Consider the following 14,846-nt stretch of genomic DNA (forward strand, 5'->3'; position numbering starts at 1 on the left):
CCCGAATTAAGATTCAACAAAACAGGCCTGGGATCAAGCTATATTCCATGAGTTAGTGTCATGTCGTTCTTAACGATGACCATCCTTGGAGGCAGCTCTTCCCGGCCTGTTTTTTATCCGAACCTGTATATTCCTACTATGTTCACCAATCCGATTTTCCCTCTTCCGGCAGCAAAGCTTTAATTCGAAAAGCCATGCGAAGGCGCAGCGTTTCTTCCGGGTCCTTCAGACTGCGGCCAATAATCTCCTCGCATTTTTCCAACCGATAAATGACTGTATTGCGATGAATGTACAGCCTTTTTGCCGTCTCGGCAAGATGACAGTGCGTTTCCAGATAGACAGACAGGGTATGGAGCAGCATCTTGTGGTCCTTGAGCGTTTCATCTTCAAAGCCCTGCATCGTATCCATATAAAATTTCCTCAGATGCTCTTGGGGGATCAGACGCAGAATTTCCGGCACTTCCTTGGGCTGGTATAGCTCTATAAAACGTTTCTTTCCCGTAATGCCTCCGAAATAGAGCGCTTCATTCGCTTCTTTGTAGGACAAAGGAATCTGGGGCAGCGACTGGGCGTAACTGCTGAACCCAAAGGACATGTCCGACTCGTAATATGCTGCAATTTTGCTCTGCAAACGTTCCAACAGCTCAATGAAGAAAGGCCGGATTACCTTCCATTCCTCGGTCAGGCGCATCAGTAAAATGTAGGATTGATCGTAGGTATACACATGGATCGGATAGCGAAACTGAGCCACTTCTCCTTCAAGATACTCAGCGATCTGATCCTGCTCTGCCTTGTACTGCAGAAACGAAGTCGTTCGATCCTTATTGCTCAGCTTGCCGACTGCACAAATATATCGCTGGTCATTAGACAGCCCAAACTCCCGTCCCCGACTGGCAATCTCTTCACTGCCGGAGAATATCCCCCCAATGAAATTCGAAAAAAATTCATTCTGGATGCGGCGACGATTCTGCTTCAGGGCATTGTCCTTCATTAATTCAAACGCAATAACGTTGGTCGCTTGTTCAATGGTCAGGATACTCGAACGTTCAGAGGGCGGCACAAAACCTGTAATACAGAGGTAGTGCAATTGTCTATGCGTATAAACAGGAAACAGCGTTAACGTCTCACCTTTCTCCCCTAACAAGGAAAACGCCGAGAAGGTGGAAGGCGGCACGTAGAAACGCATACCTGCGGATAAAATTTCCTCAAGCTGCAAAGCCGTTCGGGGTGACAAGCCACCAAAGACAGGCTGCAAATAGGGGCCCAGCAGAATGACAGGCAATTTCAGTAAGGAGGACAGCTGATCCAGCAGCTTGGGAACACCCTGGCCGCTCATAATCTGCTGCGTGAACTGTCTGTGCGTTTGTATTGCATGGTGCAGCTGTGCTGTCTGTACATCGAGAATATGATTAAGCGCCTTATTGACAATATCCCCAAGCGAAGGCTCCACGGGCAGCTCCAAAAGAGGCAGATGCAGTTCGTCTGCCAACTGAACGGCTGATTCAGGTATGCTCCCCAGAAATCTTTTGCTTTTGATACCCAGCCCCGCGCATTCCTGACGGCCCATCTCCCGAATCAATTCTAACAAAGCTGGCAGATCATCCTTGAAGTGAAAAGCCGTTGTGATCAACAATTCACTCCTTTTCAGATAAGGAATAATATCAGGAGCATCCATCATATTTACCGTATGAACTTCCCTGTTTAAACCCAGCTCTCCCCCCACAATGGTTGTCCCGTTGAATATGGGCAGCTTTAGCAGGTCGTTTATTTTCATCTTCCCCACCCCTATGGTTAACATGCACAATGAATTGAATGATTCTTCTACATTTTCGTGAATGATTTCTATTATTTTTTATTTTACGATTAATTACACGCAATGCCAAGTCAATTAATATAACATCAATTGGAAAGCTTGCACTGCCGGAATGGGGGTTATTGCATTTGATGATTAAACAATTGAAACCATCTGCCTTATCAGCGCAGATTGAAGACATGGTTGAATGGCTGGCCTCGTACGGATTAGAACAAAGCGGTGGCGTAACCCGTTTACTCTATGGCCAAGCTTGGATTTCAGCTCAGAAGGCAATCCAGGCGAAAATAGAACAGCTCGGACTTACGGCACGTTACGACGATGTTGGCAATTTATTTGGCCGGCTTGCCGGAAAAGATTCCGAAGCCAAGGTTATATTAACCGGCTCTCATATTGATACCGTTACAGGTGGCGGCAAATACGACGGAGCGTTCGGAATTGTTGCTTCACTCCTTGCCGTGGAATATTTGCTGACGCATCACGGTCAGCCACTCAAACCGATTGAGATTGTATCGCTGTGTGAAGAAGAGGGAAGTCGTTTCCCCATGACGTACTGGGGTTCAGGAAATATAACAGGAGTAAAGGATCGGGGTACCGTCCATAACGTCAAAGACGTAAACGGAATATTACTTGAGCAGGCGATGAGGGATGCAGGGTTTGGATCAGGCCTTCATTCACCCCCCAAGCGTACGGACCTCGAATGCTTCATCGAATTACACATCGAGCAAGGCGAAGTGCTTGAACGTGAGGGGAAATCCATCGGGATCGTCAGCCACATCGTCGGGCAGCGCCGCTATAACATTACGGTGTACGGCGAGAGCAATCACGCAGGAACAACACCTATGCAATGGCGCCAGGATGCGATGTTCACCGCCGCCGAAATGATTCGCCTTTTGACGCATCGCGCCAAAGCGGACATGAGTGGACTTGTGGCTACTGTCGGACATATGGAGGTCAAGCCGAATGTAGGTAACGTTATCGCACGCGAGGTTACCTTCAGTCTGGATGTACGCCACAGTGATGCGGATACCATTGAGCAATTTTGCGAGACATGCTTTCGTGAATTCGAGACAATCGCGGCTGAACACGGAACACGAGTCATGTATCATAAATGGATGGATGAACCGCCGGTCGCAATGGATCACACGTTGAACGAGGCGGCTGAAGACATTCTGAGGCGCGAGGGAATCTCTTATAAACGGATGACCAGCGGAGCAGGACACGACTCACAGATCTTCGGAACCTATTGTCCGACAGCTCTGCTGTTTGTACCCAGCCGGGGCGGAATCAGTCATTCCCCCGCTGAATTTACCCACACGGAAGATTTGCAGCGCGGTGTACTCCTGCTCATCGACCTGTTATATAAGCTGGCATATTGAATGAACAATCAGGAGGCGATTACGAGATGACACAGTATCGGGAAATTAATGCACCTTTGAGAACGATTATGACGCCCGGCCCCGTTGAGGTGGACCCTAGAGTTCTTCGAGCCATGAGCACCCCTGTTTTGGGTCAATTTGATCCGGATTTTACCCGCATGATGAATGAAACGATGGAGATGCTGCGGCAAACATTCCAAACGACAAACCAATGGGCTTTCCCCGTAGACGGCACTTCACGTTCAGGCCTGGAAGCCGTGTTATGCAGTCTGATTGAGCCTGGCGACAAAGTGCTTGTACCCATTTTCGGACGTTTCGGACATCTGCTGACCGAAATCGCTGAGAGACAGGGTGCCGAGCTCCACCTGATGGAATGCCCATGGGGACAAGTATTCGACCAGCAAGCGGTGATCGACGAAGTGAAACGGGTTAAGCCGAAAATACTGGCAATCGTGCACGGCGAAACATCCACAGGCTGCATGCAGCCACTAGACCTGATCGGTCCAGCCTGCCGCGAACTTGGTGTCCTCACGGTAGTGGATGCTGTCGCTTCCATTGGAGGTGCCCCGGTCAAAGTGGACGAATGGCAGCTGGATGCCGTTATTGGCGGAACCCAGAAGTGTATCTCTGTTCCTTCCGGCATGGCGCCGGTCACCTACAACGAGCGGGTGGAACGTATTCTGACGAGTCGGAAAAAGGTGGAACGCGGCGTTGCACTGGATAGTGATCGCCGTGATGTCGCACATCCGATCCGCAGCAATTATTTTGATCTCAGTCAGCTGCAGGACTACTGGGGACCGCGCCGTTTGAACCATCACACCGAAGCAACCTCCATGCTCTATGCACTGCGCGAAGGTCTGCGTATCCTGCTTGAGGAAGGACTCGAAGCACGCTTCGCTCGCCACAAACTGCATGAACAGGCGCTAATGGCCGGCATACGCGGTATGGGACTCGAGCTGTTCAACGATGTGGCATGGAAGCTGCCCGTCGTAACCTGTGTAAAAATTCCGGCAGGTGTTGATGGCGAGGCTGTGCGCACCACTCTTCTGCAACAGTTTGGCATCGAGATCGCCAGCTCGTTCGGTCCACTGCATGGGCAAATCTGGCGAATTGGAACGATGGGCTACAGCTGCCGGAAGGAAAATGTACTCTTCGTCCTGGCTGCACTGGAAGCCGTGCTTATTCGGAATCAAGCTCAAATTGTCATCGGGCGCGGCGTGCAGGAAGCTCTGGACGTTTACGAACATGCTGATTGCTCGCATTAAAAATGATAAACTAAGGCGAACTATATCTAAATATGACGAACTAAGTCTAACTATATCTATAAATCTTATTCAGGCCAACCCATAAACTTCCGATGCAGCTTTCCTGCACAAAACTTTTCACTAAGGCCGCTAACGATTCCCAGAAGTCTTATTCAGCGCAAAATGGGTTGTTTGAAAATGTAACGATTCGCAGGAACGCTATCTCGCTGGAAATCATGCAAAAGTGGCGGAAATGGTATCATTTTGGCGAAATAGTGTCTCGTGAAATCGTTAGAATTTCAGGATGGTCTAATTCATGTAAATAACGTTTGCTGGAATCGTTAGCGTGATCAGCCGTAGAGGGAGTGTAGTTCAGGCTCATTGGAGATTGCAGTGGAAAAGATTAGGTCAATCTATATGCACCGCTAATAAACTTTGTAATGGCACAAGCAAGAAGGATTCCGGGAATTACCGGAATCCTTTTGTATCATAGAGCGAATCAACGATTCAGTGAATCTATTAAAAATGGATTCGGTAGTCTGGTAAGCTGGTGACTCCGCAATACAGACGTTTCAACATTTAACTTTGCATTCAGCCGGGCAGAAGTCCTTATACATTTAGATATAATCGATCTTTAATATTCATTTAATACGCAAACATCTTCATATATATGTATTTTTTGATATACTAATTTCTATATGCAGACATTCAGGCTTCTTATAGAGATACATTAATGGTCTGTAATTATATACGCGGAACTTATCAACGAAGCGTTAAACGGAAGGTGACACATGGTTCATACCCACTGGCTGCGCTCCGGACTGGCCGGACTGCAGTGGCTTTTCTTTTTATTTACCAATACAGTCGTTATCCCCATTACCGTTGGAGCTGCATTTTCGCTGCCCCAAGACAACATTCAATTCCTGATCCAATGCTCATTTGTGCTCACAGGGCTGGCATGCGCTGCCCAGGCAGCATTTGGACATAATAGAGCCGTGATGGAAGGCCAGTCAGGATTATGGTGGGGTGTTATTCTGAGTCTTGCCGCTGCCGCTCCCTCACTGGGCATATCACTAACCCAACTGGGAGGCAGTCTGGCTGTCGGAATAATGATCTCGGGCGCGATCACAATTCTCATCGGTTTATGCAATCTGGCTAAGCCATTTTCGAAGCTGTTCACGCCGGGCGTGATGGCTGTGTTCATGTTCCTGCTCGCCTGCAGGTTAAATATCATTTTTCTCGAAGGCATGCTCGGCATTTCGTCAGGTTCATCTGCTGAAAACAAAGTGATTCAGCCGCTCGTCTTTCTTCTGGCTGCAGCTGTAGCCATCTTTGTTGTTGTCCTGTCTGTGAAAGCGCGCCCAGCCATCGGACAGTATGCTTTGTTAATCGGCATCTTGGGTGGATGGGTATTACACTTTTCTATCTTCGGCAGCACAAGCGAGGCATCAAACGTTGGTACTGCGGGAACAGGCTGGTTTCCGCTCGGAGCCCCCTCGGACGGACTGAACGCAGGTGTAGTGACAATTGCCATTATTACCGGTCTGATTAACACCTCGAATACGTTCGGGGCCCTGAAGGGCACCGATCAGCTATATGAACGGGAAACGTCTGGTAAACAATATAAACGATCCTTTACAATAAGTGGTGTACTTGCGTTGATCTCCGGTCTGCTGGGACTGGTGCCCTATGCACCTTACGTCTCATCCATCGGATTTCTCCAGCAGACCCGCATCCGGGATCGCATGCCGCTTGTCATTGGCGGTCTGCTGTTCGCGGCGATCGGGTTGGTTCCAGCCATCACCAATGTGCTGACCACACTTCCGCTCAGTATCGGAAGTGCCGTACTGTTCGTAACATACCTGCGGCTGTTAGGCTCCTCGCTGCAGTATTTCGGACGCATTCATATGAATGCAGCAAACCTGTATCGGACAGCTGCACCGTTATTCACAGGTATTATCGTTATGGGCCTGCCATCTGAAGCTTTCGTTTCACTGCCTCCTTTGTTACGCCCCCTGCTTAGCAACGGGCTATTAGTAGGCATATTACTTGCACTATTGTTAAATCAAGTTCTCTCCAGCTCTCCCCGGAGTATGCTGAGTCCAGGTGTGAATACGAAAGGAGAACAACCATGAGCGTTTATGACGAGAATCAACCCGAGGTTTTGCTGCCACATCCAAATAAAACAGAGCACACTCCCCCGTCTGACCATTGGGGAGCGTATGTAAATGCCGGGTTAAGGCTGCCTGCCATGCAGCCCGGCCCGCTCAGCGGACTGTCTTTTGCCGTGAAGGATGTCTTCGACATCAAGGGTAACACCAGCGGGGCAGGCAACCCGGATTGGCTGCGCACACATCCTCCGGCAGAATCCACCGCTCCGGCACTGCTGGCCTTATTGCAAAGCGGCGCTGCGCTTGAAGGCACAACACAGACGGACGAGTTGATGTACAGCCTGAACGGGGAAAATGCCCACTACGGAACCCCGATCAATCCTGCTGCTCCTGATCGAATCCCGGGCGGATCATCCAGCGGTTCAGCTGTTGCAGCGGCAGCCGGACTGGTTGATTTCGCCATTGGCACCGATACCGGCGGTTCTATACGCATCCCATCTTCCTATTGTGGTCTATATGGCTTTCGTCCGACACACGGAGCTGTTACCACGGAAGGCCTTATCCCGCTCGCCCACAGCTTTGATACCGTTGGCTGGATGAGCCGGGATGTCAACATTCTACTCAAGACAGGTCGTGTCCTGTTAAAAGAAAACCACGCAGCTCCTGAAGACGCAGCAGCACTTCAGACCGATATCAGAAACGACGCACAACACCCGTCTGACCTTGATTTTTCACCCTTCACCCACTATTATATCGCAGCAGAAGCGTGGAACTTGCCAGAAGCAGCAGACCGCTCCCTTCTACTTTCGAGATTGCAGCAGCTTCCGGGTTGGCAGCCGGATCACACGACTACAATACAGCTAACAGAACCCAGCGAAAGCTTGGCAGACTGGTCAGCAGCCTTCCGCGTTCTTCAGGGGCTCGAAATTACGCAAGAACATGGCGAATGGATTTCTAAGGAGCAGCCCACATTCGGCCCAGGTATCGCAGAACGCTTCGCATGGGCCGGGCAACTGGAACAGTCCGCAAGCACTGAAGAAGCGAACCTTCGCGCTCGTGTCAGACAAACACTGGTTGATCTGCTGGGGAAAAACGGATTGCTCGCGATTCCAACAGCACCCGGGCCGGCGCCCCTCCTTGGCCTGAAAGGTTCCGAAGCCGAAGCTTACCGCGCCAAAACGATGCAGCTCTCTTGTATTGCCGGGCTTTCGGGCCTGCCTCAGATTACTGTGCCCGTCCTTCGAACAGATGGACTGCCTATCGGCTTATCATTCATTGGCGGTACACATACAGACCTGAGACTCCTGCAATGGGCAGCCAAGCATTTTACAGAAGAGGTGTGCAGATGAAACTGGTAACGATTGAACACGAAGGCCGGGAGCAGGTTGCTTTCTGGACCGAACGCGGCGTTATCCCGATGACCTGGCTGAATGACCAAGCAGGCACAGACTGGAACACTGAACTTTTCGCCTTACTGCAGCACAACCAGTTCACCGAACTTCGTGACTGGTATGACAATCAGGGTCAGGAGAAACTCTCCTCTCTGCCTTATCTTCCACCGAATGAAACAACCTATCGCGCACTGTATCGCAGACCAGGAAAAATCATTGGGGTTGGCCTGAACTATCGAGAAAAGGCGATCGAGCTCGCTGGACGGGCAGCCGAGGAAGAGCCTGTGATTTTCATTAAACCGGATTCGACATTGATTGGTCCCGGGGAATCGATCCGATTGCCGGGCAAAGCAGGTCAGGTTACGGCCGAAGCTGAGCTCGCCCTGGTCATTGGACAAACATGCAAAAACATTCAGGAAGAGCAGGCCATGAGTGTCGTGGCCGGTTTTACAACGTCTCTTGATATGACCGCCAAGGACATTCACGCACGCAACCCGCGATTCATGCAGCGCGCCAAGAGCTTTGATACCTTCCTGAGTCTTGGCTCCTCCATCTCCACGCCGGACGAATACAGCAATCTGGAGGCTCTTGGGATCAAGACGGTGCACAACGGGCTTGTTGCGCACAGCAATACGGTTAGCAGCATGATCTTTTCTCCTGCCTACTTGATCGCTTTCCTTTCCGATGTAATGACACTGCATGCAGGAGATATCATTTTAACAGGAACTCCAGGTTCAGTCCCTATTCAACCGGGCGATACAACAGGCTGCGAAATTGCAGGACTCATGCAGTTAAACAATGTGGTCGAGGGCTAAATCCGAACATTCACAAGCACCTTTTACAATAAATTACGCTTATAACACCCCCACTCCTCTAAAATAACATCATATGTCATATTTTTTCATGCAAATTCAACAGAAATTTAGATGATAATCTACGTTTTTGTCAATGAATTGTACAAACAAGCTGATAAAATAAGATATATGAAGTTTAGGTAAGGAAATATAACACAAATAAGTTATTATACCTTACATTTTTTTATATCATTCATGGTGTGGATGCAGACTGCCCGAATCACTCGTAACCTCGATATCGTTCAGCCCCTGCATGCCCCATATTAAAGAGGAGTGGGGAAGTTATGTCTACCAATTTAGCAGGACAAGCACTGGAGCAGGCACAGCTGCATGAAGAAATCAGCATGGATGACTCCCTGAAGCCCAAACGTGAGACTGATCGAACGGTGGGCCCCGTACCTTATATGTTCATGTGGATCGGGGATGGTGTAAATCTCGGTAACATGACACTCGGAGCAAGCCTGATCGTTGCTGGAGTTGCTACGCTGAATGTGTTTCAAACATTTGTAGCAGCGATGATTGCCATCGGCATCATTTCCTTGATCTTTGCGATCAATGACCGCTTCGGTTATCGGACAGGCATTCCCTATGTTGTTCAGCTGCGCATGTCCTTTGGCATCAAGGGAGCTATTATCTCCTCCTTCCTTCGCGGTGTACCGGCAATCGTCTGGTACGGCTTCCAGAGCTGGGTCGGAGCAACAGCCCTGAACGAAATCGTCAAGGTGTTCAGTGGTGGCAGCTTCGATAGTATTCCGATCTGTTTCGTATTGCTTCAGGCTGTTCAAATCATCCTGTCCATGTACGGATTCCATGCCATCAAGTGGGTGGAAACCCTCGCTTCCGTTGTAATCATGCTGGCACTGGTTTATGTGTTCGGCATCCTGCTTAACTCCCACAGTGCAGCAATCAGCCAAAACTGGGTGAATGCCAAAGGCACATGGGGACTTCCCTTCTTCGGCTTTATCATGGTATTTCTGGGCAATTATGCGGCCATTTTCCTGAGTGCAGGTGATTATTCCCGCGAGCTGAAAAGCGGCATCAGTGACAAAAAGCGCAGTATGCTCTACTTCTTGCCTATCGTGATCGCCTACGGTTTCGTTCTGACCATCGGAGCAATGATGGCCGCAGCAACGGGGATATCCAATCCGGTCAAAGCCTTCGCTGTCATTGTAGACAACCCGTACATCACCGTATTCGTATCTGCCTTCATCGTCATTGGCGCAGTTGCCGTCAACATGGTCGCTAACATCGTGCCACCCGCTTATGTCATCTCACTGGTTACCAAGCTGAAATACAAAGCGGCAGTTATCATCACCGGCCTGCTTGCACTTTGTTCCTTCCCATGGGTACTTGTCCAGGATTCCTCTGCTCAAGGCTTGAATACGTTCATTCTGATCTACTCTGCCTTCCTTGGCCCGATTGTAGCGATCATGCTGGTTGAATACTACATTTTGCGAAAACAAAAGGTGGATACCGCTGAGCTGTACATGGATAACGGTATATTCAAAGGGTATAACCCCAGCGCTCTGTTAGCGATGGTAATTGGAGCTGGCGCTGCCTTCCTGCTCGTAGATATCGGCTGGATCATCGGATTTATATCAGCAGGCACAGCCTATTTGCTGCTAAGCAAGTTTGCTTTTAAAGGCTCATCCTTCAAAAAAGGAACCATCTACGAGTGAACAGACCTGAATTAGCACAGCAAGACATACAATTCATCAACGATCGAAGAGGAGAGAGGTATATGGAACGTTATGATCTGATCATACGCGGCGGCAGTGTCGTACTGCCTGAAGGTGTCACAAACGTAGATATCGGCGTGAGGGATGGCAAAATTGCAGCGATCGCTGCTGCACTGGAAGGCGAAGCCGCACAGGAATGGGATGCTGCAGGGCATCATGTGCTTCCAGGCATGATTGATGTACATGTGCATTTCAGCGAACCTGGACGCGAGCATTGGGAAGGCTTCACCACCGGTTCAGCGATGATGGCCGCTGGCGGCTGTACCACCTTTTTCGATATGCCGCTTAACGGTATACCCTCGACAGTCACGGAGGAAGCACTGCTGGAAAAAGCACGCATCGGCAATGAAAAGTCACTCGTTGATTTTGGCCTCTGGGGCGGACTCGTGCCTGGCAACGAAGATGACTTGCAGCCCTTAGCCGAATCCGGCGTCATTGGATTCAAAGCCTTCCTGTCAACCACCGGCAATAAAGAATTCGAAGCTGTAGACGATATGACACTGCTGACAGGCATGAAAAAGATTGCGGCTCTCGGCAAAATTCTGGCTCTCCATTCAGAAAGCGCGGCGATCACCAACTGGCTGAAAGCGGAGAAGGAAGCCGCCGGGCTTGTCAGTGCCGATGATTATCTGGAGACACGGCCGATTCTTGCAGAAGTTGAGGCGGTTGAACGCGCACTTTATTATTCAGAAATTACAGGCTGTGCCCTGCATTTTGTGCACATCAGCTCTGCCGCAGCCGTAGCCAGAATCGAAGCAGCCAAAGCACGCGGCATGAACGTGACAGTCGAAACGTGTCCGCATTACCTGCTGTTCAACCATGACAGCCTGCGTGAAAAAGGTACGATTGCCAAATGTGCACCTCCACTGCGGGAAGCAGATGAACAGCAGCGGCTGATCTCCCTTCTGCTAGATGGCCGATTCGATATGCTGTCTTCAGACCATTCACCTTGTCCTTACGAGATGAAGGACCCGAAAGATTATAATCTTTTTCAAGCATGGGGCGGCATTAGCGGCGGACAATTCACACTGCTCTCCGCTCTCGAACTTGCAATTGCACACAACGTCCCACTTGAAAAGGTTGCTGCCTGGACAGCCTCGAATCCGGCAGAACGCTTTGGTCTTGCAGAACGCAAAGGCAGGATCGCTGTTGGCATGGATGCAGACCTTGCCCTAGTACAGCTGCATCAGCCCTTTACTGTAACGGAAGAAAACTACTACGCGAAGCATAAGCAAAGCCTTTATATCGGTCATACCTTTCCGTCCAGCGTGGCCGGCACGATTGTCCGCGGACATGTCGTTGTTCAGGACGGCAGGGTGATCACTTCTACAGCTCCTGAAGGCGGCTGGCAGAAGCCCTGAGATTGCTTGCACATCAACCTGAGATCACATGCACTAAACCTTAGATCACGTACACACAAAAAGAAGCATGTCAGAGAATACTTTTTCTCGAACATGCTTCTTTTTGTATGTTTCTTATCTATTTGAGTCCTGGTCAGGTATTGCTAAATTGTTAACCTCTGTTTTCAATCCACTGTTCCGTTGCTCCGAGCATCTTCTCACTGCGAGCAATTGCCTCTGCCACTTGACCTGAAGCCGTACCACCGTATACATTACGCGCGTTGACTACAGCTTCCGGCTGCAGTACATCGTAGATGCGATCATCAAACAGCGGTGAGAATTGCTTGAATTCATCAATCGTCAGATCAAGCAAATATTTGCCGTTCTGGATACAGTACAACACCGTTTTACCAATCACCTCATGCGCTTGACGGAAAGGCAGGCCTTCACCTACGAGGAAATCAGCGATATCCGTTGCATTCGAGAAGTCCTGGTTCACGGCTTGACGCATGCGATCCTTGTTGACCTTCATTGTAGCGATCATCGGAGCGAACAGCTGAAGCGCTCCTTCCAATGTAGCTACGGTATCAAACATGCCTTCTTTGTCTTCCTGCATATCTTTGTTGTATGCCAGCGGAAGAGATTTCAGCACCGTCAGCAATCCGATCAGGTTGCCGTATACCCGTCCGGTTTTACCACGAACAAGCTCAGGCACGTCCGGATTTTTCTTCTGCGGCATAATACTGCTGCCTGTGCAGAACGCATCATCCAGCTCAACAAAACCAAACTCTGTACTGCTCCACAGCACCAGTTCTTCGCTCAGACGGGACAAGTGAGTCATAATCAGCGAAGCAGCCGCCAGAAACTCCACGATGAAGTCACGGTCACTTACCGCATCCAGACTGTTCTCGTATACACCATCAAAGCCAAGCTGCTCTGCCACAAAATGACGATCAATCGGGAACGTTGTTCCTGCAAGCGCCCCTGCCCCCAGCGGAAGCACATTAATGCGTTTGTAGCTGTCCATCAAACGTTCAGCATCACGTTGGAACATCGATACATAAGCCATCAGGTGATGTGCAAACAGAATTGGCTGTGCACGTTGCAAATGAGTATATCCCGGCACAATCGTATCCAGATTATCCTTGGCTTGTCCGATCAGCGCTTCCTGCAGCGCATGCAGCATGCCAACAAAGCCGACTACACGCTCACGCAGATACAAGTGCATATCCGTTGCGACCTGATCGTTCCGACTGCGGCCTGTATGCAGTTTTCCGCCGACAGGACCAATCGTTTCAATCAGGTTTTTCTCAATGTTCATGTGGATGTCTTCATCGGATACCGAAAACTCCACCTCACCTGCACGGATTTTATGCAGAACGGTGATCAGGCCTTCTTTGATGGTTTCTACATCTTCCGCAGGCAAAATACCGCATTTTCCCAGCATCGTTACATGGGCCAAACTGCCTTGAATATCTTCTTCTGCCAACGCTTTGTCAAAGTTAATCGATGCCGTGTATTCCTCAACCAGATGGTTGGTTTGCTTTGTGAAACGTCCTCCCCACAGCTTGCTCACAGTGAGTATCCCCTTTCGCTCATGGACAAAGCCGCCCCTGCCAGAATGTGCAAGAACGGCCCGCCTTGTCAGTAAAGTAATTATAAGATAGCGTGAACACACGCTATAAATTATTTTTTGTTTTGCTCCACACCGGAATGTACTTTCAAGCGCAGTGCGTTCAGGCGGATAAAGCCTGTTGCATCGCCTTGATCATACGCCTCCGATGGATCAGCCTCCATTGTAGCAATGTCCGGGTTGTACAGGCTGACAGGGCTTTTCACCCCTGCGCCAATGACGTTGCCTTTGTACAGCTTCACACGAACCGTACCGGTTACGTTCTTCTGACTTTCGGTCACCAGCGCTTGCAGTGCCAGACGTTCCGGTGCGAACCAGAAGCCGTTGTATACGAGTGTGCTGTAACGTGTGATCAGGCTGTCACGCAGGTTCATCACTTCACGGTCCATTGTGATGGACTCCATTTTGCGATGTGCTGTGAACAGGATCGTTCCACCTGGTGTTTCGTATACGCCGCGGCTCTTCATGCCGACAAAACGGTTCTCTACCATGTCTACACGGCCGATACCGTGTTTGCCGCCCAGTTCATTCAGCTGCTCCATCACTTGCAGCGGGCTCAGACGCTCGCCGTTGAGGGCAACACAGTTGCCTTGCTCGAACTCCAGCTCCAGATATTCTGCTTGGTCTGGTGCATCCTCAGGTGCGCTGCTCAGCAGGAACATGTCTTTGTTCTCATCCGCGCTTGGATCGAACCAAGGATCTTCCAGCACACCGCTCTCATAGCTGATATGCAGCAGGTTGCGGTCCGTGGAGTAAGGCTTCGCCGCAGAGGCGGTAACCGGGATGCCATGCTTTTCAGCATAAGCAATCATCTCGGCACGTCCCGGGAACTGGTTGCGGAACTCTTCCAGACGCCAAGGCGCAATCACTTGAATATCCGGTGTGAGCGCAGCCGCGTTCAGCTCAAAACGAACCTGGTCATTCCCTTTTCCCGTAGCACCGTGAGCAATGGCTGTAGCACCTTCTGCACGAGCGATATCCACCATACGTTTAGCAATAAGCGGACGTGCGATGCTTGTGCCGAGCAGGTATTGGCCTTCATAGAGGGCACCTGCCTGGAACATAGGGTAGATGAAATCTTTCGCGAACTCGTCGCGCAGATCGTCGATGTATACTTTGGAAGCGCCCGTAGCCAGTGCTTTTTCCTCCAAGCCATCCAGCTCATCCTTCTGACCGATATCCGCTGTAAAAGCGATGATCTCTGCATCATAGGTTTCTTTCAGCCATTTCAGAATTACAGATGTGTCCAGTCCGCCGGAATAGGCGAGTACGATTTTTTCCTTAGCCATGTGATATGGTCCTCCCCAAGATCAGTTACGATATTTCATCTATCATCGCCAAATTG

Annotated in this window: 10 protein-coding genes; 7 read left to right on the forward strand and 3 right to left on the reverse strand. The window is 50.0% G+C overall.

Features of this window, described 5'->3' with window-relative positions:
• Positions 1 to 142: 142 nt before the first annotated feature.
• Positions 143 to 1,774, reverse strand: a complete 1,632-nt coding sequence (locus HNR77_RS13270; RefSeq protein WP_184184861.1) for a PucR family transcriptional regulator — start codon at positions 1,772 to 1,774, stop codon at positions 143 to 145.
• Positions 1,775 to 1,944: 170 nt separating this feature from the next.
• Here HNR77_RS13270 and allC point away from each other — a divergent pair, with 170 nt between their 5' ends.
• From allC to HNR77_RS13305, 7 genes are all read left to right on the forward strand, one after another.
• The gene (gene allC, locus HNR77_RS13275; RefSeq protein ID WP_184184864.1) at positions 1,945 to 3,189 is read left to right on the forward strand and encodes an allantoate deiminase; all 1,245 of its coding nucleotides are present in this window, start codon (positions 1,945 to 1,947) and stop codon (positions 3,187 to 3,189) included.
• Positions 3,190 to 3,215: 26 nt separating this feature from the next.
• A complete protein-coding gene (locus HNR77_RS13280; protein ID WP_184184867.1) occupies positions 3,216 to 4,454 on the forward strand; it encodes a pyridoxal-phosphate-dependent aminotransferase family protein in 1,239 nt (412 codons plus the stop codon).
• Between the two features lie 770 nt (positions 4,455 to 5,224).
• A complete protein-coding gene (locus tag HNR77_RS13285; protein ID WP_184184870.1) occupies positions 5,225 to 6,568 on the forward strand; it encodes a uracil/xanthine transporter in 1,344 nt (447 codons plus the stop codon).
• Entirely contained in the window at positions 6,565 to 7,893 is a 1,329-nt protein-coding gene (locus HNR77_RS13290) for an amidase family protein (protein WP_184184873.1), read from the forward strand. Before HNR77_RS13285 ends, HNR77_RS13290 begins: the two co-directional genes overlap by 4 nt.
• Positions 7,890 to 8,750: a fumarylacetoacetate hydrolase family protein gene (locus tag HNR77_RS13295; RefSeq protein WP_184184876.1), complete on the forward strand. Its 861-nt coding sequence runs from the start codon at positions 7,890 to 7,892 to the stop codon at positions 8,748 to 8,750. The genes HNR77_RS13290 and HNR77_RS13295 overlap by 4 nt, the downstream gene beginning before the upstream one ends.
• 323 nt (positions 8,751 to 9,073) lie before the next feature.
• Positions 9,074 to 10,468: an NCS1 family transporter gene (locus HNR77_RS13300; RefSeq protein ID WP_184184879.1), complete on the forward strand. Its 1,395-nt coding sequence runs from the start codon at positions 9,074 to 9,076 to the stop codon at positions 10,466 to 10,468.
• A gap of 62 nt (positions 10,469 to 10,530) precedes the next feature.
• A complete protein-coding gene (locus tag HNR77_RS13305; protein ID WP_184184882.1) occupies positions 10,531 to 11,889 on the forward strand; it encodes an allantoinase in 1,359 nt (452 codons plus the stop codon).
• 151 nt (positions 11,890 to 12,040) lie between these two features.
• Here the strand turns inward: HNR77_RS13305 and argH are convergent, their stop codons facing one another.
• Both argH and HNR77_RS13315 read right to left on the reverse strand, forming a co-directional pair.
• Entirely contained in the window at positions 12,041 to 13,444 is a 1,404-nt protein-coding gene (argH, locus tag HNR77_RS13310; protein WP_184184885.1) for an argininosuccinate lyase, read from the reverse strand.
• Between the two features lie 110 nt (positions 13,445 to 13,554).
• A complete protein-coding gene (locus HNR77_RS13315) occupies positions 13,555 to 14,790 on the reverse strand; it encodes an argininosuccinate synthase (RefSeq protein WP_184184888.1) in 1,236 nt (411 codons plus the stop codon).
• Between the last annotated feature and the right edge of the window lie 56 nt (positions 14,791 to 14,846).

The organism is Paenibacillus sp. JGP012 (genome assembly GCF_014203995.1).
Lineage (GTDB): Bacteria > Bacillota > Bacilli > Paenibacillales > Paenibacillaceae > Paenibacillus > Paenibacillus silvae.

Bases quoted from the DNA above. Each gene is read 5' to 3' on its own strand.
- HNR77_RS13270 (WP_184184861.1), bottom strand. From the start codon at position 1,774: ATGAAAATAAACGACCTGCTAAAGCTGCCCATATTCAACGGGACAACC.
- allC (WP_184184864.1), top strand. From the start codon at position 1,945: ATGATTAAACAATTGAAACCATCTGCCTTATCAGCGCAGATTGAAGAC.
- HNR77_RS13280 (WP_184184867.1), top strand. From the start codon at position 3,216: ATGACACAGTATCGGGAAATTAATGCACCTTTGAGAACGATTATGACG.
- HNR77_RS13285 (WP_184184870.1), top strand. From the start codon at position 5,225: ATGGTTCATACCCACTGGCTGCGCTCCGGACTGGCCGGACTGCAGTGG.
- HNR77_RS13290 (WP_184184873.1), top strand. From the start codon at position 6,565: ATGAGCGTTTATGACGAGAATCAACCCGAGGTTTTGCTGCCACATCCA.
- HNR77_RS13295 (WP_184184876.1), top strand. From the start codon at position 7,890: ATGAAACTGGTAACGATTGAACACGAAGGCCGGGAGCAGGTTGCTTTC.
- HNR77_RS13300 (WP_184184879.1), top strand. From the start codon at position 9,074: ATGTCTACCAATTTAGCAGGACAAGCACTGGAGCAGGCACAGCTGCAT.
- HNR77_RS13305 (WP_184184882.1), top strand. From the start codon at position 10,531: ATGGAACGTTATGATCTGATCATACGCGGCGGCAGTGTCGTACTGCCT.
- HNR77_RS13315 (WP_184184888.1), bottom strand. From the start codon at position 14,790: ATGGCTAAGGAAAAAATCGTACTCGCCTATTCCGGCGGACTGGACACA.